Source organism: Kitasatospora sp. NPDC001095 (genome assembly GCF_053598615.1).
This window is the reverse complement of record NZ_JBSFKQ010000043.1, coordinates 35,061-53,956: the sequence shown is the minus strand read 5'-3', so window position 1 is coordinate 53,956 and position 18,896 is coordinate 35,061. Positions and strand designations below refer to the sequence as shown.

Annotated in this window: 13 protein-coding genes, 1 tRNA gene, 1 other RNA gene, 1 pseudogene and 1 riboswitch; of the genes and pseudogenes, 13 read left to right on the top strand and 3 right to left on the bottom strand. The window is 72.9% G+C overall.

Annotated elements, in window-relative coordinates:
- Window positions 1-17: 17 nt before the first annotated feature.
- From smpB to ACWDBB_RS27755, 5 genes are all read left to right on the top strand, one after another.
- Window positions 18-494, top strand: coding sequence for an SsrA-binding protein SmpB (gene smpB / locus ACWDBB_RS27775; protein ID WP_045695776.1), 477 nt, complete (start codon window positions 18-20; stop codon window positions 492-494).
- 86 nt (window positions 495-580) lie between these two features.
- Window positions 581-962: a transfer-messenger RNA gene (ssrA, locus tag ACWDBB_RS27770) on the top strand.
- A gap of 153 nt (window positions 963-1,115) precedes the next feature.
- On the top strand, window positions 1,116-3,419 hold the full coding sequence (locus ACWDBB_RS27765; protein WP_449792197.1) for a HelD family protein: 2,304 nt from the start codon (window positions 1,116-1,118) through the stop codon (window positions 3,417-3,419).
- 356 nt (window positions 3,420-3,775) lie between these two features.
- On the top strand, window positions 3,776-5,248 hold the full coding sequence (locus tag ACWDBB_RS27760; protein ID WP_449792196.1) for a malic enzyme-like NAD(P)-binding protein: 1,473 nt from the start codon (window positions 3,776-3,778) through the stop codon (window positions 5,246-5,248).
- Window positions 5,249-5,756: 508 nt separating this feature from the next.
- Window positions 5,757-6,041, top strand: a complete 285-nt coding sequence (locus ACWDBB_RS27755) for an HU family DNA-binding protein (RefSeq protein WP_030242980.1) — start codon at window positions 5,757-5,759, stop codon at window positions 6,039-6,041.
- Window positions 6,042-6,114: 73 nt separating this feature from the next.
- Here the strand turns inward: ACWDBB_RS27755 and murA are convergent, their stop codons facing one another.
- Window positions 6,115-7,455, bottom strand: coding sequence for a UDP-N-acetylglucosamine 1-carboxyvinyltransferase (gene murA / locus ACWDBB_RS27750; protein ID WP_449792195.1), 1,341 nt, complete (start codon window positions 7,453-7,455; stop codon window positions 6,115-6,117).
- A 300-nt stretch (window positions 7,456-7,755) separates the two neighbouring features.
- Here murA and ACWDBB_RS27745 point away from each other — a divergent pair, with 300 nt between their 5' ends.
- The 6 genes and pseudogenes from ACWDBB_RS27745 (at window position 7,756) to ACWDBB_RS27720 (ending at window position 15,157) form a co-directional block, all read left to right on the top strand.
- A complete protein-coding gene (locus tag ACWDBB_RS27745) occupies window positions 7,756-8,340 on the top strand; it encodes a YqgE/AlgH family protein (RefSeq protein ID WP_449792194.1) in 585 nt (194 codons plus the stop codon).
- A gap of 63 nt (window positions 8,341-8,403) precedes the next feature.
- Entirely contained in the window at window positions 8,404-8,682 is a 279-nt protein-coding gene (locus ACWDBB_RS27740; RefSeq protein WP_449792193.1) for a DUF3039 domain-containing protein, read from the top strand.
- A gap of 91 nt (window positions 8,683-8,773) precedes the next feature.
- On the top strand, window positions 8,774-10,384 hold the full coding sequence (locus tag ACWDBB_RS27735) for a beta-N-acetylhexosaminidase (protein WP_449792192.1): 1,611 nt from the start codon (window positions 8,774-8,776) through the stop codon (window positions 10,382-10,384).
- 302 nt (window positions 10,385-10,686) lie between these two features.
- Window positions 10,687-11,553 (top strand): FAD binding domain-containing protein, encoded by an 867-nt coding sequence (locus tag ACWDBB_RS27730; RefSeq protein WP_392881353.1) that lies wholly within the window; start codon window positions 10,687-10,689, stop codon window positions 11,551-11,553.
- Window positions 11,554-11,624: 71 nt separating this feature from the next.
- A pseudogene (locus ACWDBB_RS27725) lies at window positions 11,625-12,185 on the top strand ((2Fe-2S)-binding protein); the annotation flags it as partial.
- Between the two features lie 644 nt (window positions 12,186-12,829).
- Window positions 12,830-15,157, top strand: a complete 2,328-nt coding sequence (locus ACWDBB_RS27720; protein WP_402407072.1) for a xanthine dehydrogenase family protein molybdopterin-binding subunit — start codon at window positions 12,830-12,832, stop codon at window positions 15,155-15,157.
- An 84-nt stretch (window positions 15,158-15,241) separates the two neighbouring features.
- Here the strand turns inward: ACWDBB_RS27720 and ACWDBB_RS27715 are convergent.
- Window positions 15,242-15,313: transfer RNA gene (locus tag ACWDBB_RS27715), tRNA-Cys, on the bottom strand.
- A gap of 85 nt (window positions 15,314-15,398) precedes the next feature.
- Window positions 15,399-15,464, top strand: a riboswitch (guanidine-III (ykkC-III) riboswitch).
- Between the two features lie 44 nt (window positions 15,465-15,508).
- Between ACWDBB_RS27715 and ACWDBB_RS27710 the strand changes: the two genes are divergently transcribed.
- Both ACWDBB_RS27710 and ACWDBB_RS27705 read left to right on the top strand, forming a co-directional pair.
- Window positions 15,509-15,823, top strand: a complete 315-nt coding sequence (locus tag ACWDBB_RS27710) for a DMT family transporter (RefSeq protein ID WP_449792191.1) — start codon at window positions 15,509-15,511, stop codon at window positions 15,821-15,823.
- 82 nt (window positions 15,824-15,905) lie between these two features.
- Entirely contained in the window at window positions 15,906-17,345 is a 1,440-nt protein-coding gene (locus tag ACWDBB_RS27705) for an MFS transporter (RefSeq protein WP_449792190.1), read from the top strand.
- Window positions 17,346-17,348: 3 nt separating this feature from the next.
- Here ACWDBB_RS27705 and ACWDBB_RS27700 read toward each other — a convergent pair whose 3' ends face one another.
- Complete coding sequence (locus ACWDBB_RS27700) at window positions 17,349-18,638, bottom strand: hypothetical protein (RefSeq protein ID WP_449792189.1); 1,290 nt, start codon at window positions 18,636-18,638, stop codon at window positions 17,349-17,351.
- Window positions 18,639-18,896 lie beyond the last annotated feature (258 nt).

Sequence of the window (18,896 nt, the reverse complement as noted above, 5' to 3'; positions counted from 1 at the left end):
GCGAGAATGGCCGCGCTATGGCAAAGGAAACCGGACAGAAGCTGATCGCGCAGAACAAGAAGGCGCGACACGAGTACACGATCCTCGACACCTACGAGTGCGGCCTCGTGCTCACCGGCACCGAGGTCAAGTCACTGCGCGAGGGGCGGGCCAACCTGGTCGACGGCTACGCCTACATCCAGAACCACGAGGCGTGGATCGACAACGTCTTCATCCCCGAGTACACCCAGGGGACGTGGACCAACCACGCGGCCCGGCGCAAGCGCAAGCTGCTGCTGCACAAGCTGGAGATCCGCAAGATCGAGACCAAGGTCCGCGACGCGGGTCACACCCTGGTCCCGCTCTCGCTGTACTTCAAGGACGGCCGGGTGAAGCTCGAACTGGCGCTCGCGGTCGGCAAGAAGCTCTACGACAAGCGCCAGACGCTGCGCGAGAAGCAGGACACCCGCGAGACGGCCCGCGCGGTGGCGGCGGCACGCCGGCGCCAGGGTTAATCCGCTGGACCCTCGCCCGTCGCCTCGCGTACTATGGCGCAAGCAACACGGACGATCGCCGTCCGAGCTGTTTCTCAACAAAACATGGGGATGATCGGTTTCGACAGGGGATGTTGAAACAGGGGAAGCGAGCCGAGGAACGCGGCAATGATCTCGTTAACCACGTGTCGCAAAAAAATAATCGCCAACACTAAGCGCGATTCCCAGCAGTTCGCTCTCGCTGCCTAATAAGCACCGATAGCGCTTGGGTGTCAGACCGGGGGGTTCCCGACCCGGACCCTGGCATAATCTAGGGAACTCAACCGTCCGCCCGGGCTGCGAGGGCGGATGGGAAATCAAACAGCAGCTGGGCCTGTTGGCGGCTTGTCCGCGTGACCGCCAGGGCCGAGAAAAGCACAGCGGACTGCGCTCGGAGAAGCCCTGAATTGACTCCACTGGACCCGGGTTCGATTCCCGGCATCTCCACCACCCCATGTTCACACCGAAGGCCGTTCTCCGCTCCAGGCGGAGGGCGGCCTTCGATTTTTGTACGTTCCGGAGCAGCGCGGCCGGGGGGTCGCGGCGTAGGATCATCCGTCCGCTCGTTTTCCGGAGCCGGATTCCGCCGCAACCACCGAGGCCATGCAGAGCAACACGGACACCACCCCCACGGCCGATCACGAGACCGTCCGCACGCGCGAGATCGCCGGTGAGCAGCAGCACCTCGACACCGTCTACCACCGGTTGGAGGAGAAGCTCGCCGAGGCCGAGTACATCCTGGAGGACGCCGCCAAGCGGGTCCAGGTCGGCACCCCCGGCGCGCTCGCCGAACGCGACGCCCAGGTCTACCGGGCCGGCGCCCACCTCCAGCGCCTGAACAGCGAGTTCGAGGACTTCCTGTTCGGCCGGATCGACCTCCAGCGGGCCGACGCGCCGGAGGAGCACGGCATCCCGTCGAACACCCCGCTCGACCCGGCCGACCCGGCCGTCGCCGAGACCCTCCACATCGGCCGCCTCGGCGTGCTGGACGCCGAGTACGGTCCGCTGGTGATCGACTGGCGCGCGCCCGCCGCCGCCCCGTTCTACCGCGCCACCCCCGTCGAGCCGGGCCGGGTGATCCGCCGCCGGGTGATCCGCTCCAAGGGCCGCAAGGTGATCGGCGTCGAGGACGACCTGCTGCGCCCCGACCTCACCCCCACCCTGGACGGCGAGGAGCTGGCCGTGGTCGGCGACGGCGCGCTGATGGCCTCGCTGGGACGCGCCCGCAGCCACTCGATGCGCGACATCGTCTCCTCCATCCAGAGGGAGCAGGACGAGGTGATCCGCGCCGCCGCCGCGGGCGCCACCCTGGTCACCGGCGGCCCCGGCACCGGCAAGACCGCCGTCGCCCTGCACCGCGCCGCCTACCTGCTCTACCAGGACCGCCGCCGCTACGCCGGGGGCATCCTGGTGGTCTCGCCGACCCCGCTGCTGGTGTCCTACACCGAGGGCGTGCTGCCCGCGCTTGGCGAGGAGGGCCAGGTCGCCATCCGGGCGGTCGGCTCGCTGGTGGACGGCATCGAGGCGGGCACCTACGACACCCCTGAGGCGGCCCGGGTCAAGGGCTCGGCCAGGATGGTGCACCTGCTGCGCCGGGCCGCCCGCGCGGCGCTGGAGCTGGGCGCGCCGCAGGAGCTGAAGGTCGTCGCCCGCGGCGAGGTGCTGAAGCTGGACGCCTCCCGGCTGAAGGCCGTGCGCGGCAACGTGGTGGGCTCCGGCGGCACCCCGCTGAACCTGCTGCGCCCGCGCGCCCGCAGGCTGCTGCTGGACGCCCTGTGGCAGCAGGCCACCCGGGACCTGCCGAAGCCCACCGACCACTACGCCCGGGAGCAGCGCCAGGAGGAGAAGGAGTCCTTCGACGAGTACGTCTCGGACGAGGCGTCGTTCCTGGACTTCCTGGACGCCTGGTGGCCGGCGCTGACCCCGCGCGGGGTGCTCGGCACGCTGCGCCAGCACCGGCACATCAACCGGATCGCCCGCCGCGCCGTCACCCCGGACGAGGCCAGGCTGCTGGCCGCCTCCTGGCGCCACCTGTCCGCGCAGGGCGAGGGCGCGCTGTCCGCGCACGACGTCGCGCTGGTCGACGAGCTCCAGGTGCTGCTCGGCGAGCCGGCCCGCCCGAAGGTCCGCGAGGTGGACGCGGTGGACCTGCTGAGCGGCCTGGAGGAGGTCACCACCTTCGCCGACCGCAGCACCCGCCAGCGGGACCGCTGGCCGGTCGAGCGCAAGGAGTACGCGCACGTCATCGTGGACGAGGCGCAGGACCTCACCCCGATGCAGTGGCGGATGATCGGCCGCCGGGCCCGGATGGCCACCTGGACGATCGTCGGCGACCCGGCGCAGTCCTCCTGGCCGTTCCCGCAGGAGGCCCAGGCCGCGCTGGACGAGGTGCTCTCCGGCAAGCCGCGCCGCCGCTTCACGCTGACCGTGAACTACCGCAACCCGGCCGAGATCGCCGAGGTCGCGGCGAAGGTGCTGGCGCTGGCCGCGCCGGGCACCCCGTCGCCGAGCGCGGTGCGCCACGTCGGTGTGGAGCCGCGCTTCGCGGCCACCACCGACCCCTCGCCGGAGGCCTTCGGCAAGGCCGCCCGGGCCGAGCTGGAGCGGCTGCTGGCCGAGGTGGACGGCACCGTGGCGATCGTGGTGCCGATGGACCGCCGGGAGGAGGCGGCCGGCTGGGTCGAGGGCCTGGGCGAGCGCGTGGTGGCGCTGGGCAGCCTGGAGGCCAAGGGCCTGGAGTACGACGCGACGGTGGTGGCCGACCCGACCGGCATCGCCGGCGAGTCGGAGGCCGGCCTGCGGGTGCTGTACGTGGCGCTGACCCGCGCGACCCAGCGGCTGACCGTGCTCTCCGGACCGGACGACCTGCCGGACGCGGCCGGCGTGCCCGCGCTGCTGCACGGCTGACGGTTCCCGAGGCCCACGGAAGAAGGCCCCCCACCGGATGGTGAGGGGCCTTCAGACGTTTAGTACACCGACCCGCCATGCTCGCCTCGCGGCAAGTGGTCCCTCGAAGGGACGAAGGTTGGGCCCGGGGGCTTGGATCGAGCCGGTGCCTGTCCAATGTAACGCATCGGCCGGGAGAGGCAAGGAGTGAGCGGGGGAGACCCAGGGTCGCCGGATGGGATTGTCGGATCCGCACACTCAATGAACGTTATTTCTGGCTTCCCCCAGGAAGGTGCGACGATCGAGGTCTAGCATGCGTAGGCGATGCCTTCAACAAAATGTTGAGCCTGCGGGACAGACGGAAGAAGGAAGCGTCGATGGCGACGGTGCCCAGTGTCTCCAACTCGATCACGGTACGGCTGGAGGTCCCGGCCCGGGGCAACGCCGTCAGTGCGATCACCACGGCCGTGGAGTCCTCCGGCGGTTCGGTGACCGGTCTCGACGTCACCGCCTCCGGCCTGGAGGCGCTGCGGATCGACGTCACGGTGGCGGCCTCCTCGGTCGCGCACGGCGAGGAGATCGTCGAGAAGCTGCGCGCGATCGACGGCGTGTCGATCGGCAAGGTCTCGGACCGCACCTTCCTGATGCACCTCGGCGGCAAGATCGAGATGTCCTCCAAGCTGCCGATCCGCAACCGTGACGACCTCAGCATGATCTACACCCCGGGTGTCGCCCGCGTCTGCATGGCGATCGCGGAGAACCCCGAGGACGCCCGCCGCCTGACCATCAAGCGCAACAGCGTCGCCGTGGTCACCGACGGCTCGGCGGTGCTGGGCCTGGGCAACATCGGCCCGGAGGCCGCGCTGCCGGTCATGGAGGGCAAGGCGGCCCTGTTCAAGCGCTTCGCCGGGATCGACGCCTGGCCGATCTGCCTGGACACCCAGGACACCGACGAGATCGTCGCCATCGTCAAGGCGATCGCCCCGGGCTTCGCGGGGATCAACCTGGAGGACATCTCCGCGCCGCGCTGCTTCGAGATCGAGGCCCGGCTGCGCGAGGCCCTGGACATCCCGGTCTTCCACGACGACCAGCACGGCACCGCGATCGTGGTGCTGGCCGCCCTCACCAACGCGCTGAAGGTGGTCGGCAAGGAGATCGGCGACATCCGCGTGGTGATGTCCGGCGCCGGCGCCGCCGGCACCGCGATCCTCAAGCTGCTGATGGCGGCCGGCGTCGAGCACGCCACCGTGGCGGACGTGCACGGCGTGGTCCACCTGGGCCGCGAGGACCTCACCGAGAGCCTGCGCTGGATCGCCGAGCACACCAACCGCTCGGGCCGCACCGGCACCCTCAAGGAGGCCGTGGCGGGCGCCGACGTCTTCATCGGCGTCTCGGCCCCGAACGTCCTGGACGGCGACGACCTGGCCACCATGGCCGAGGACGCGATCGTCTTCGCGCTGGCCAACCCGGACCCGGAGGTCGACCCGGCCATCGCCCGGCAGACCGCCGCCGTGGTCGCCACCGGCCGCAGCGACTTCCCGAACCAGATCAACAACGTGCTGGTCTTCCCGGGCGTCTTCCGCGGCCTGCTGGACGCCCAGAGCCGCACCGTCAACACCGAGATGATGATCGCCGCCGCCCGGGCGCTGGCCACCACCGTGGCCGACGACGAGCTGAACGCCAACTACATCATCCCGAGCGTGTTCCACAAGGACGTGGCCAAGACCGTCGCCTCCGCGGTGCGCGAGGCGGCCCTCGCGGGGGCCCAGGAGGCCCCGGCGCCGGCCCGTCCGACCCCCGGCATCGTCGGCACCCTCGACACCGCCGCGTTCCCCACCGTCAAGCTCTGACGGCCGGATCGGGCGACGTGTCGTAGACCGCTCAAATGTACGAATAGTGAGCATACCTGCCCAGCCCGCCCCGAACCCTTGCGACACAAGGGCGAGGGGCGTGTTTGGGCTTGTCAGTCGTAGGGCGTACCGTAGCCCTGCACGGGGCAGGCGTGTCCGACAAGTACGGAACGTCCCCCTGGTCTTCCGGCGTGTCCTCCCGACCGCCGCCCGCGCCCGGTCCGCCGGAGCCGACGGAGCGTCACACCTCCAACGGGCGGGCGATGTTCGGGCGGCTGGGCCGGGGCCCGATTGGCTTTCTCGGGGCCGGTCGGGGCAGGATTCGTATCCAGGCGGGCGGGCGGGCCTTCGACGGCTCCGGCGCGCGGCATCGGGTGCGGACCCGGCCTGCGACCACGCATTGCCTGCATGAGCACAGTGTGCGGACCTGCGGCCCATCCGGGTGCCCCCCGGTGGGAGCACCGATGGGCCCCCGCGCACCGCAAGCGAACAGACCACAGGAGTACACATGAACCGCAGTGAGCTGGTGGCCGCGCTGTCCGAGCGCGCCGAGGTGACCCGCAAGGACGCCGACGCCGTTCTGGCCGCCTTCGCCGAGATCGTCGGCGAGGTCGTCGCCAAGGGCGACGAGAAGGTCACCATCCCCGGTTTCCTGACCTTCGAGCGCACCCACCGCGCTGCCCGCACCGCCCGCAACCCGCAGACCGGCGAGCCGATCCAGATCGCCGCGGGCTACAGCGCCAAGGTGAGCGCCGGCTCCAAGCTGAAGGAAGCCGCCAAGGGCGCTGCCTGAGCCACCCCTTGAACGCCCGAGAGGCCGGGCTCCCCGCTGGGGAGCCCGGCCTCTCGCCGTCGTGTCGGGGCCGTCAGGCCTCGACCAGCTGCTCGCTGGGCAGCTCGACGTGGGCGCCGAGGTCCCGCAGCTTGTCCATGAAGTTCTCGTAGCCGCGGTTGATCAGGTCGATGCCGTGCACGGTCGAGGTGCCCTCGGCCGCCAGCGCCGCGATCAGGTACGAGAAGCCGCCGCGCAGGTCCGGGATGACCAGCTCGGAGCCGATCAGCTTGGACGGGCCGGAGACGACCGCGGAGTGCAGGAAGTTGCGCGCGCCGAAGCGGCACGGGGTGGCGCCCAGGCACTCGCGGTAGAGCTGGATGTGCGCGCCCATCTGGTTCAGCGCGCCGGTGAAGCCGAGCCGCGACTCGTACACCGTCTCGTGGACGATCGACAGGCCGGTGGCCTGGGTCAGCGCGACCACCAGCGGCTGCTGCCAGTCGGTCTGGAAGCCCGGGTGCACGTCGGTCTCCAGGGCGATGGCCTTGAGCTCGCCGCCCGGGTGCCAGAAGCGGATGCCCTCGTCGTCCACCTCGAAGGCGCCGCCGACCTTCCGGAAGGTGTTCAGGAAGGTCATCATCTCCAGCTGGCGGGCGCCGCGGACGTAGATGTCGCCCTTGGTGGCCAGCGCCGCGCAGGCCCAGGAGGCCGCCTCCAGGCGGTCCGGCAGCGCGCGGTGGTTGTAGCCGTTCAGCTCGTCCACGCCGGTGATCAGGATCGTCCGGTCGGTGCCCAGCGTGATGATCGCACCCATCTTCTGCAGCACGCAGATCAGGTCGACGATCTCCGGCTCGATGGCCGCGTTGCGCAGCTCGGTGACGCCCTCGGCGAGGACGGCGGTGAGCAGCACCTGCTCGGTCGCGCCGACCGAGGGGTACGGCAGCTCGATCTTGGTGCCGCGCAGCCGCTGCGGGGCGACCAGGTAGGTGCCTTGCGGGTGCTTCTCGATGGTGGCGCCGAACTGGCGCAGCACCTCGAAGTGGAAGTCGACGGGGCGGCCGCCGATGTCGCAGCCGCCGAGGCCGGGGATGAAGGCGTGGCCGAGGCGGTGCAGCAGCGGGCCGCAGAACAGGATCGGGATCCGCGAGGAGCCGGCGTGCGCGTCGATGTCGGCGACATTGGCGCTCTCGACGTGCGAGGGGTCGAGGATCAGCTCGCCGTCCTCGTCACCGGTGCGCACGGTCACGCCGTGCAGCTGCAGCAGGCCGCGGACCACCTTGACGTCGCGGATGTCCGGGACGTTGCGCAGTCTGCTGGGGCCCTGCCCGAGGAGGGCGGCGACCATGGCCTTGGGCACCAGGTTCTTCGCACCGCGGACGCGGATCTCGCCTTCGAGCGGGTTTCCGCCATGGACCAGCAGGACGTCGTCGGTCATCGTTCTCGCAATCCGGGGTGCCAGAGGAGTGGGGAAGGGGGCTCCGGGAGAGAGCCGGTGGTGGACCGGTCGTACGGGCGCGTTCGGACCCCCGGCGAAACCGAGTCGGCACCGTGAAGGGCGTCCACCAGACGTAGATGGTAGTAGGCGCGCCGTTGGTTCCCGTGAGCCTCTCCCGTGATGGTGCTCTCTCCGGGCCCGCGCCCGCCCCCCGGTACGGCCGTACGGGTGTTCGTCGCGGTGGCCGGTTTCCGGGCGTTGCGGTGTCCGAGCGGTGCCGTTCTGCGGGATCATGTGGGCATGACGGCGGCCCATTCGCACGGAGGCCGGTCCCACACCGGCAGTCTGCTCGTCGCGACGCCCCTGCTCACCGACCCGAACTTCGCGCGGGCGGTGGTGCTGCTCCTCGACCACGACGTCGAGGGGGCGCTCGGCGTGGTCCTCAACCGGCCGACACCGGTCGAGGTGGGAAGTGTGCTGGACGGCTGGAACAGACTCGTCGGACAGCCCGCCGTGGTGTTCCAGGGCGGCCCGGTGGCGCTGGACTCGGCGCTCGGCCTCGCGGTGGCCCCGGGGGAGCCCGGCACCGGCGAGCCGCTCGGCTGGCGCCGGGTGCACGGCGCGATCGGCCTGGTGGACCTGGAGGCGCCGCCCGAGGTGCTGGCCGGCGAGCTGGGCAGCCTGCGGATCTTCGCCGGGTACGCCGGCTGGTCGCCGGGGCAGCTGGAGGCGGAGCTGGAGACCGGCGCCTGGTACCTGGTGGACTGCGAGCCCGGGGACGTCTCCAGCCCCGAGCCGGAGCGGCTGTGGCGCTCGGTGCTGCGCCGCCAGCGGGGCCCGCTCGCCCTGCTGGCGACCTACCCGGACGACCCGACGATGAACTGAGCCGACCGGCCCGGTGCGGCGACACTGGCCGGGTTTCCGGGGGCGCCCATAGACTTGGCACCCATGAGCACTCTTGAGCCCGAGCGCGGCCTCGGCACCGGCACCCTGGTCGAGCCCGTCCCGCAGGTGTCCAACGGGGACGGCGACCACGAGCGCTTCGCGCACTACGTCCAGAAGGACAAGATCATGGAGAGCGCGCTCTCCGGGTCTCCCGTGGTGGCGCTCTGCGGCAAGGTGTGGGTGCCCGGTCGCGACCCGAAGAAGTACCCGGTCTGCCCGATGTGCAAGGAGATCTACGACGGCATCGGCAAGCCGCAGGGCGGCGACGGCGAAGGCAAGTAGTCCGCGGCGCTCCGCGCGACGCCGTTTTGCATAGCACCCGGTTTCCTGGGTGGTCTATGCCAATCGTTCCGGGCGTGGGCAGGATGTCGGAATGGACCTCATTCCCGCACCTTCGAGTGCCGCCCGCCGCCCGGACGAGGACTATCCGCTCGACGCCACCACGACGCTGACCGCACCCCCCGCGCTGGCCGACGCCGAGCGCTGGCTGCGGGCCGCCCTGTCCGCCGCCACCGGGCTGCCGCTCGGCCCGGGCCGGCCGGGCGCGGGCATCGAGCTGGTGCAGGACGCGACGCTCGCCGCCGAGGCGTACCGGCTCACGGTGCGCCCCGGCCACGCCCTGCTCACCGCGGGGGGGCCGGCGGGCGCGCTGTGGGGCGCGCAGACCCTGCGGCAGCTGCTCGGGCCGGACGCCTACCGGCGGTCGCCGCTGCGCCGCGAGGGCTGGGTGCTGCCCGGCGCCGACATCGAGGACGCCCCCCGGTTCGGCTGGCGCGGCGCGCTGCTCGACGTCGCCCGGCACTTCCTGCCCAAGTCGGACGTGCTGCGCTTCGTCGACCTGCTGGCCGCGCACAAGCTGAACGTGCTGCACCTGCACCTGACCGACGACCAGGGGTGGCGGGTCGAGATCAAGCGCTACCCGAGGCTGACCGAGCGCGGTGCCTGGCGGGACCGCTCGATGGTCGGCTACCGGGCCGGGCAGCGCCGCGACGACCGCCCGCACGGCGGCTACTACACCCAGGACGACCTGCGCGAGATCGTCGCCTACGCGGCCGCCCGCGGGGTCACCGTCGTCCCGGAGATCGACCTGCCCGGCCACACCCAGGCCGCCGTCGCCGCCTACCCCGAGCTGGGCAACACCGACGTGGTGGACACCGCCGCGCTCGGGGTCTGGACCGACTGGGGGGTGAGCCACAACGTGCTCAATGCCTCCGAGGAGACCCTGCGCTTCTTCGAGGGCGTGCTGGAGGAGGTCCTGGAGATCTTCCCGTCCGAGTTCGTCCACCTCGGCGGCGACGAGTGCCCCAAGGAGCAGTGGAAGGACAGCGCCGCCGCGCAGGCCCGGATCCGCGAGCTGGGCCTGGCCAACGAGGACGAGCTGCAGAGCCACCTCATCCGGCACTTCGACCGCTGGCTGGCCGAGCGCGGCCGCCGGCTGATCGGCTGGGACGAGATCCTGGAGGGCGGGCTCGCCCCGGGCGCCGCCGTCTCCTCCTGGCGCGGCTTCGGCGGCGGGATCGCCGCCGCGAAGGCCGGGCACGACGTGGTGATGTGCCCCGAGCAGCACGTCTACTTCGACCACCGGCAGGCGGACGGACCGGACGAGCCGATCCCGGTCGGCTTCGTGCGCACGCTGGAGGACGTCTACCGGTTCGAGCCGGTCCCCGCGCAGCTGGACGAGGCCGCCGCCCGGCACGTGATCGGCACCCAGGCCAACCTGTGGAGCGAGTTCATGGACAGCGCCAGGGACATCGACTACCGGGCCTTCCCCCGGCTGGTCGCCTTCGCCGAGGTCGCCTGGTCCGAGCTGCCCGCCGCGCCGGCCGAGCGGGACTACGCCGGTTTCGAGCAGCGGTTGACGGTCCACCTGAAGGTGTTGGACGCGCTCGGCGTCGAGTACCGCCCGGCGGACGGGCCGCACCCCTGGCAGCGCTGGCCCGGAGTGGCCGGCCGACCGATCGAGGGCCCTCCGCCGGTGCGCTAGTCCTACTCACCGGGAACTTCTGAGCGGTCATCCGACGTCAAGAACTGATGAACATCTGCCCTGGCCCGGAGCGGGCCGGGGCAGATACCGCCCGGTATCAGTCCCAATCGGGCAGTCCCGTTCACCGGTCCCGAGATGATCATCGAGCATTGTGTGCCAGAGTTGCCCAACCCGGCCCGATCGCCCGTACCCTACGGGCCAGGCCGGGCTGCTGACGCAGGACGGCACGGCCGAAGGCCGGCGGGCGGCAGGCGATCGATGAGCAAGTGGAGCACGGTGGGACCCAGGTGAACCGGACGATCATGCTGCCGGCCTCCCTCGACGAGGCCGTCGACGCGCTGGCCGCCGCCCCGGCCGCGGTACCGGTGGCCGGAGCCACCGACCTGATGGAGGCCGTCAACGCCGGCCGCCTGCGCCCCGCCGCCCTGGTCGGCCTCGGCCGGATCACCGAACTGCGCGGCTGGCGCTACGAGGACGGCGGCACCGCCGTCCTCGGCGCCGGACTCACCCACGCCCGGATGGACCGCCCCGACTTCGCCGCGCTCATCCCCGCGCTCGCCGACGCGGCCCGCACGGCCGGCCCGCCGCAGGTCCGCAACGTCGGCACGCTCGGCGGGAACATCGTCACCGCCGCCGCCGCGGGCGACACCCTCCCGGTGCTCACCGCGCTGGAGGCCAGCGTCACCCTGGCCCGGGCCGGGGGCACCCGCGAGGTGCCGGTCAGTCACCTGCTCACCGGGCTCGACCCGGTGCGCCCCGGCGAACTGCTCACCTGGGTGCGCGTCCCGCTGCTGCACGCCCCACAGGTCTTCCTCAAGGCCACCGGCCGCAGCGGCCCGGCCCGCGCCACCGCCTCCGTCGCCCTCGTCCTCGACCCGGCCCGGCGCTCGGTGCGCTGCGCCGTCGGTGCCGTCGCGCCGGTGCCGCTGCGCCCGCTCGAGGCCGAGGCCTGGGTGGCCGGCTGCATCGACTGGGACGGCAGCCGGGAGATCGACCCGGCCGCGACCGCCGCCTTCGGCGAGTACGTGGCCGGCGCCTGCGTCCCCGACAACTACGGCGCCGAGGGCGCCTGGGAGGCCGTGACCGAGGGGCCGACCGCGGCCGCCGTTCGGCTGCGGCGTACCGTATCGGTGCTGGCCCGACGGGCACTGGGAAGGGCGCTGAAGTGACCACAGACCCCATCGAGACCCTCGACGCCGACCCGCTCGGCCTCTCCCCGCAGGTCAGCCGCGAGCTGCGCCCGTGCGCCTCGTACACGCTGCGGGTCAACGGTTTCGAACGGCCCGTCACCGACGCCTGGATCGGCGAGAGCCTGCTCTACGTGCTGCGCGAGCGGCTCGGCCTGGCCGGCGCCAAGGACGGCTGCGAGCAGGGCGAGTGCGGGGCCTGCTCGGTGCAGGTGGACGGCCAGCTGGTGGCCGGCTGCCTGGTGCCCGCGGCACTGGCCGCCGACAGCGAGATCAACACCGTCGAGGGCCTGTCGGCCGCCGGCGGCGCGAGCGACGTCCAGCAGGCGCTGGCCGCCTCCGGCGCCGTCCAGTGCGGCTACTGCACCCCGGGCATGGCGATGGCGGTGCACGACCTGCTCCAGCGCAACCACCGGCCCACCGAGGTGGAGGCCCGCCAGGCGCTGTGCGGCAACCTCTGCCGCTGCACCGGCTACCGGGGCGTGCTGGCCGCCGTCCAGACCGTCGCGGACGCCCGCGCGCTGGACACCGAGGAGGCCGAGGAGGCCGCGCAGGCGGTCGAGACCACCGCCGAGGCGCCGGTCGAGCCGGTCGCCGAGCCGTCCGCGGGGGCGCCCGTCGAACCCGGGCACGCCGTCGAGCCGCCGGTCTACGCCGACGCCGGGGCCTGGATCGAGCACGTCCCCCAGCAGGCCGCCCCCCAGCAGCCCGTCGAGCAGTCCCACCCGGTCGCCCACCCAGTGGAGCAGCACGCCGCGGAGCAGCACGCCGCGGCGCAGCACCTCGTCGGGCAGCAGCCCGTCGATCAGCACCCCGTCGACCGGGCCCCGGCCGGGATGCCCTACGGCGACCCCCGGGGCGGGTACGACAGCGGCGTGTACGACACCACCGTGCTGGCCCCGATCCGGGACGGCATCCCCGCCCAGGCCGCCGACGACCAGGTGTACTACCCGCCCCAGGGCTACCCCGAGCAGCCGTACCAGGCCACCCCCGCGCACGGCACCCACCTGCTCTTCCCGGACGGCCACCAGCAGCAGAGCGGCTACGACACCGGGTACGACGCCCCGGTCTACGAGTCCACCCCCGCGCACGGAACCCCGCTGCCCGGCGCCGTCTACGACGGCACGCCGCCGCACGGCACCCCGTACGCCGCCCCGCACCCGCACGGTGCCCCGGCCGAGGGCGGCGCCCCGGTCGGAGTCCCGTACGGCGCCACCCCCGCCCACGGCATCCGGCTCCCCGAGGACGACCACGCATCATGACGTCGCCTACCGACATCGGCGCAGCACTGCAGCAGGACGGCGGCGAGGGCGGCGCACCGGAGCCGATCGGCCTGGGCAGCTCCCCGCTGCGCAGCGACGCGCTGCCCAAGGCGCTCGGCATCTACCCGTACGCGGCCGACCTGTGGGCCGAGGGCCTGCTGTGGGGCGCGGTGCTGCGCTCGCCGCACCCGCACGCCCGGATCCGCGGCATCGACACCTCGGCCGCGCTGGCGCTGCCCGGGGTGCACGCCGTGGTCACCGCCGCCGACCTGCCACCCGGCCCGGACGGCACCCCCGACGGCGCCCCGGCCGGGCCGATCGTCGCCGACCGGCCGGTGCTGGCCGCCGGTGTGGTGCGCCACCACGGCGAGCCGATCGCCGCGGTCGCCGCCGACCACCCGGACACCGCCCGGCTGGCGGTCGGTCTGATCGCGGTCGACTACGAGCCGCTGGAGGCCGTCACCGACCCGGAGCAGGCCTTCACCGCGCCGCCGCTGCACCCGGACGGCAACCTGTTCCGCCACCTGCCGCTGCGCACCGGGGACCCGGACGCGGTCGGCGAGATCGTCGTCGAGGGCCTCTACCAGGTCGGCCGGCAGGATCCGGCCCCGCTCGGCGCCGAGGCCGGGCTGGCCGTGCCGCGCCCGGACGGCGGCGTGGAGCTGCACCTGTCCTCCACCGACCCGCACGGCGACCGCGACCGCACCGCCGCCTGCCTCGGTCTGGAGCCGGACCGGGTCCGGCTGGTGGTCACCGGCGTGCCCGGCGCCACCACCGACCGCGAGGACCTCTCGTTCCAGGTCACCCTGGCCCTGCTGGCGCTGCGCACCGGCCGTCCGGTGAAGATGACGCTCACCCGCGAGGAGTCCTTCCACACCCACGCCTCACGCCACCCCGCGCTCCTGCGCTACCGCCACCACGCCGACGCCGAGGGCACGCTGGTGAAGGTCGAGGCGCAGATCCTGCTGGACGGCGGCGCCTACGCGGACGTCTCCGCCGAGGCGCTGGCCGCCGCGACGGCCTTCTCGGCCGGTCCGTACGTCTGCCCGAACGTCTTCGTGGACGCCTGGGCGGTGCGCACCAACAACCCGCCGGCCGGCCGGATGCGCGGCGAGGGCGCCCTGCAGGCCTGCTTCGCGTACGAGTCGCAGCTGGACCAGCTGGCCGCCCGGATCGGCGTGGACCCGGTGGAGATCCGCCGCCGCAACGCGATGTCCACCGGCGACCCGCTGCCCACCGGACAGGCCGTCACCTGCCCGGCGCCGGTGCGCGCCCTGTTGGACGCGGTGGCGGCCGAGCCGCTGCCGGCCCTGCCGGTGGACGACCCGGACGCCGAGTGGCTGCTGCCCGGCGGGCCCGGCGGCGCGGGCGACCCGGCGGCGGTGCGGCGCGGCATCGGCTACGCCGTCGGCATGGTGCACATGCTGGGCGCCGAGGGCGAGGACGAGGTCTCCACCGCGACCGTGCGGGTCAGCGGCGACCACGCCACCGTGATCTGCGCGGCGGTCGACGCCGGGCAGGGCTTCGCCACGCTGGCCCGGCAGATCGTGCAGACCGTACTGGGCGTCAGCGAGGTCTACATCGCGCCGGCCGACAGCGACCAGTCGATCGCCGGGCCGTCCGCCCGCGGCCGGCACACCTGGGTCTCCGGCGGCGCCGTCGAGCGGGCCGCGCTGATGGTCCGCCACCAGTTGCTGCAGCCGATCGCGGCGAACTTCGGGATGTCGGTGGAACTGCTCCAGATCGCCGACGGCAAGATCACCTCGTACGACGGGGTGCTCGGCATGCCGGTCGCCGAGGCGCTGGAGGGCAAGGAGCTGTGGGCCACCGCGCAGTGCCGCCCGCACCCCACCGAGCCGCTGGACGAGGCCGGGCAGGGCGACGCCTTCGTCTCCATCTCGTTCTGCGCGATGCGCGCCGTGGTGGACGTGGACATCGAGCTGGGCGCCGTGCGGGTGGTCGAGATGACGGTCGCCCAGGACGTCGGCCGGGCGCTGAACCCGCGCCAGATCGAGGACCGGATCGAGGCGGGGGTGGCCCAGGGCGTCGGCCTGGCGCTGCTGGAGGACCTGCGGACGGAGGGCGGGGTGCTGCAGAACCCCTCGCTCACCGGCTACCGGCTGCCCACCGCGCTGGACACCCCGGAGGTGCGGATCGCCGCGCTGCTGGAGGAGCGCGACGTGGTGGCCCCCTTCGGCGCCAAGGCGGTCGGCGCCGTCCCCGCGGTGGTCGCCCCGGCGGCCGTCGCCGCGGCCGTGCGCGCCGCCACCGGCCTGCCGGTCGGCCGACTGCCGATCCGGGCGGAGGACGCCGTCACGGCCTGACCGGATTCCCCGGGAAATACCGGGAACGGCGAAAAGGAATTGCCGGCCGACTTTCGGAGTCGACCGGCAATTCCTTTTCCGCGGAGGCCATGGCGGGAATCGAACCCGCGTGTACCGCTTTGCAGACGGTTCCCTAAGCCACTCGGGCACACGGCCAGTGAATTCATGGTGGCCGATCCGGGGGAGCGGGGTCAATGCTCCTTTGTAAATTCTGTATGGCAGTGTGTGCTACCGTCGGAGACCGGTGGCGGCATTCCCGCCACCCCGGACGAGCGCGTCGTACCCGGTGACGACAAGACGGCGCAGTTCAGCGGCAATCCGGCCGCTGTGGACTGCGGAGGCATCACCGTCATGGCCTGGCTCGTTCTGATCGTCTCGGGTTTCCTGGAGACCGTGTGGGCGGTCGCCCTGGAATCGTCCAAGGGCTTCACCCGCCTCGTTCCCAGCGCCGTCTTCGGCGTCGCGCTGCTGGTCAGCATGGGCGGCTTGGCGTACGCGATGCGCACCATTCCGATCGGCACCGGCTACGCGGTCTGGGTCGGCATCGGCGCGGTCGGCACCGCGGTCTACGGCATGGCCGTCCTGGGGGACCCGGCGACGGTGGCCCGGATCGCCTGCCTGCTGCTGATCGTCTCCGGCGTGGTGGGCCTGAAGGTGCTCCACTGAGCCCGTCCCAGGCCTCGGGGCCGAGTCGTTCACCGACCGAGGTCAGGGGTCATCGAGGCAGACGCCACTTACGATGATACGTATGACCACTGCCTCCCCCACCTCGGTCGACCCCGTACCGATACCCCTCGACGACGACCCCGGCGGCGGGGTCCTCGGCGGCCGCTACCGCGCGCTGACGCTGGGGATCGTCTCGGTGGTCCTGGTGATCGCCTTCGAGGCGACGGCCGTCAACACCGCGATGCCGACCGCGGCCCGTGAGCTGCACGGGCTGGGGCTGTACGCCTTCGCCTTCTCCGGCTACTTCACCACCACCCTGTTCGCCCTGGTCGTCTCCGGCCAGTGGTGCGACCGGAGCGGCCCGCTGCGGCCGCTGTTCAGCGGCATCGCGGTGTTCGGCGTCGGACTGGTGGTGGCCGGGACGGCACCCGGGATGTGGGTGTTCGTGGCCGGGCGGGCCGTCCAGGGCCTGGGCGGCGGGCTGGTGATCGTCGCCCTGTACGTGGTGGTCGGCCGGGCCTACCCGGAGCGGCTGCGGCCCGCGGTGTTCGCGGCCTTCTCCTCGGCCTGGGTGCTGCCCTCGATCATCGGCCCGCTGGTCTCCGGGGCCGTCACCCAGCACCTGGGCTGGCGCTGGGTGTTCCTGGCCGTGCCGGTGCTGATCCTCCTGCCGCTGGCCGTGATGGGCCCGGCGCTGGCCCGCTCGGAGCGGGAGAACCCGGTGGTCAGGGGCGCGGCCTTCGACCGCCGTCGCACCCTGCTGGCCGCGATGGCGGCGGTCGGCGCGGGCCTGCTGCAGTACGCGGGCCAGCGGCGCGACCTGATCGGCCTGGCCCCCGGGATCGCCGGGGCGGCGCTGCTCGTGCCGGCCGTCCTGGGACTGCTGCCGGCGCGGACCCTGCGGGCCGGTCGCGGGCTGCCGGCCGTGATCCTGCTGCGCGGGGTGGCCGCGGGGGCGTTCTTCGCGGCCGAGGCGTTCATCCCGCTGATGATGACCACCCAGCGCGGGCTCTCGCCGACGCTGGCCGGCCTGACCCTGACCAGCGGCGGCCTCACCTGGGCGTTCGGCTCCTGGCTCCAGGGCCGGCCCGGGGCGGAGCGCTACCGCGCGGTGATGATCCGGGGCGGCTTCGTGCTGACGGCGGTGGCCATCTCGGGTGCCGCGCTGGTGCTGTTCCCGGCGGTGCCGGCCTGGGCCGCCGCGGCGGCCTGGGGCGTCGGCGGCGTCGGGATGGGGATGGCGGTCGCGAGCGTCAGCGTGCTGATGATGAAGCTCTCCACGCCGGAGGACGCCGGGGCCAACTCGGCGGCCCTGCAGGTGAGCGACGCGCTGGGCAACGTGCTGCTGACCGGCCTCGCCGGAGTGATGTTCGCGGCGCTGGGCGGCGGCTCGCTCGCCGCCGCCCACGAGGACGGCGGGGTGGCGGGCTCGCCCGGCGCCTTCGCGGTGATCCTGCTGTCGATGGCCGGGGTGGCGCTGGTCGGCGCGCTGCTCTCCGGCCGGGTGCGGACGAAGGCCTGAGGGTCAGCCGGCGGCGGGGGCTCCGGCCCCCGCCGGGGCGCCGAGGAAGGACTCCCAGCCGCCGGCCGGGGCCTGGCCAGGGGCGAGGGTCCGGAGCTTGCGCAGCACCGCCGGGTCCTGGGCGTCCAGCCAGTCGACCAGCTGTCGGAAGGAGACCAGCCGGACCTCGGGCTTGCTCGCGATGGCCCCGAGGACCTCCTCGACGGCGTTCATGTAGATGCCGCCGTTCCACTCCTCGAAGTGGTTGCCGATGACGTACGGCGCCCGGTTCCCGTTGTAGGTGCGGTCGAAGCCCATCATGTAGGCGTCGCGGGCCTGGGTCTGGAAGCCGGGGTGGAGCGCCGGGTCGGCCTTGGTGTTGGGGCCGCACTGGTTGTACATGATGTTGTAGTCCATCGAGAGCACCTGGAAGGTGTGCCCGGGGAACGGGATGGACTGCAGCGGGAGGTCCCACAGCGCGCCGCCCTGGATCTTCTGCGGCCACACCTGGGTGCCGTTGCCGCTGCTGTCGTAGCGCCAGCCGCGCCTGACCGCGGTGGGCAGCAGGTTGCGCTGGCCCTCCAGGCAGGGGGTGCGGCTGCCGATCAGCTCCTTGCGGTAGTCGAAGGGCAGCGCCGGCAGGTCGGTGAAGCCGGTGTTGGTGCGCCAGTTCATCACGAAGTCCATCGCCTGCTGGATCTCGCTGTCCCACTCCTCCGGGGACCACTTGCCGACGCCGGTGGAGCCGCAGAAGTGGCCGTTGAAGTGGGTCCCGATCTCGTGGCCCTCCAGCCAGGCCGCGCGCACGTTCTCCAGGGTGTCGCGGATGTGCTGGTCGCTCAGGTAGCCGATGTCGGAGGCGCCGGCCTTGTGCTGGGGCGGGCGGTAGAGCTCCTTCTTGGACTCGGGCAGCAGGTAGAGGCCGCTGAGGAAGAAGGTCATCTTCGCGTCGTGCTCCTGGGCCAGCCGGCGGAAGCGGGCGAACAGGCCGTTGTCGAGCTCGCCGGCGCCGTCCCAGGAGAAGACCACGAACTGCGGCGGCCGCCGGCCGGGCTCCAGCCGTTCGGGGACGGGCTGGTGCGGCTGGGCGCCGGTGTCCGAGGTGGAGCCGTCGCCGATCACGACGGTCCGCTGCTCGGGGGCCGGGGCCGGGACGGGAGTGGCGCCCTGCTCGTCGGCCGCGCCGGTGGCCGGGACGGCGGCGTCGGTCGCCCGCTCCCCGCCGGTGGCGTGGTTGCTGCCGCAGCCGGCCGCCAGGGCGGCGGCGGCGCCGGCGCCGGCCGCCAGCAGGGAGCGGCGGGAGAGGGCGTCCATGGTCACTCCGTTTCGTTGGGCGGTGGGCGGGAGTGCGCGGTCCCGTCGGACACGTGGGTGGGGAACCGTAACCGGGTCAGCATGGCACGAGGGCGGGGCCGTTCGGAGAGGCGCAGCGGGCGGTCGTGAGCGATCGCTCGAACGACGCAACCGATCGGGTCCGTTGAACCGTCGGTAGCTCGTGTCGGGTGTGTTCCCGGGGGGATCGTGTGTGGAAGGTGTCCGTCGCACTCCGCTACCGGATGCCCACGAGGCGCA

Excerpts from the sequence above, each read along its gene's own strand:
- smpB (WP_045695776.1), top strand. The coding sequence starts at position 18 with ATGGCAAAGGAAACCGGACAGAAGCTGATCGCGCAGAACAAGAAGGCG.
- ACWDBB_RS27765 (WP_449792197.1), top strand. The coding sequence starts at position 1,116 with ATGCAGAGCAACACGGACACCACCCCCACGGCCGATCACGAGACCGTC.
- ACWDBB_RS27760 (WP_449792196.1), top strand. The coding sequence starts at position 3,776 with ATGGCGACGGTGCCCAGTGTCTCCAACTCGATCACGGTACGGCTGGAG.
- ACWDBB_RS27755 (WP_030242980.1), top strand. The coding sequence starts at position 5,757 with ATGAACCGCAGTGAGCTGGTGGCCGCGCTGTCCGAGCGCGCCGAGGTG.
- murA (WP_449792195.1), bottom strand. The coding sequence starts at position 7,455 with ATGACCGACGACGTCCTGCTGGTCCATGGCGGAAACCCGCTCGAAGGC.
- ACWDBB_RS27745 (WP_449792194.1), top strand. The coding sequence starts at position 7,756 with ATGACGGCGGCCCATTCGCACGGAGGCCGGTCCCACACCGGCAGTCTG.
- ACWDBB_RS27740 (WP_449792193.1), top strand. The coding sequence starts at position 8,404 with ATGAGCACTCTTGAGCCCGAGCGCGGCCTCGGCACCGGCACCCTGGTC.
- ACWDBB_RS27735 (WP_449792192.1), top strand. The coding sequence starts at position 8,774 with ATGGACCTCATTCCCGCACCTTCGAGTGCCGCCCGCCGCCCGGACGAG.
- ACWDBB_RS27730 (WP_392881353.1), top strand. The coding sequence starts at position 10,687 with ATGCTGCCGGCCTCCCTCGACGAGGCCGTCGACGCGCTGGCCGCCGCC.
- ACWDBB_RS27720 (WP_402407072.1), top strand. The coding sequence starts at position 12,830 with ATGACGTCGCCTACCGACATCGGCGCAGCACTGCAGCAGGACGGCGGC.
- ACWDBB_RS27710 (WP_449792191.1), top strand. The coding sequence starts at position 15,509 with ATGGCCTGGCTCGTTCTGATCGTCTCGGGTTTCCTGGAGACCGTGTGG.
- ACWDBB_RS27705 (WP_449792190.1), top strand. The coding sequence starts at position 15,906 with ATGACCACTGCCTCCCCCACCTCGGTCGACCCCGTACCGATACCCCTC.
- ACWDBB_RS27700 (WP_449792189.1), bottom strand. The coding sequence starts at position 18,638 with ATGGACGCCCTCTCCCGCCGCTCCCTGCTGGCGGCCGGCGCCGGCGCC.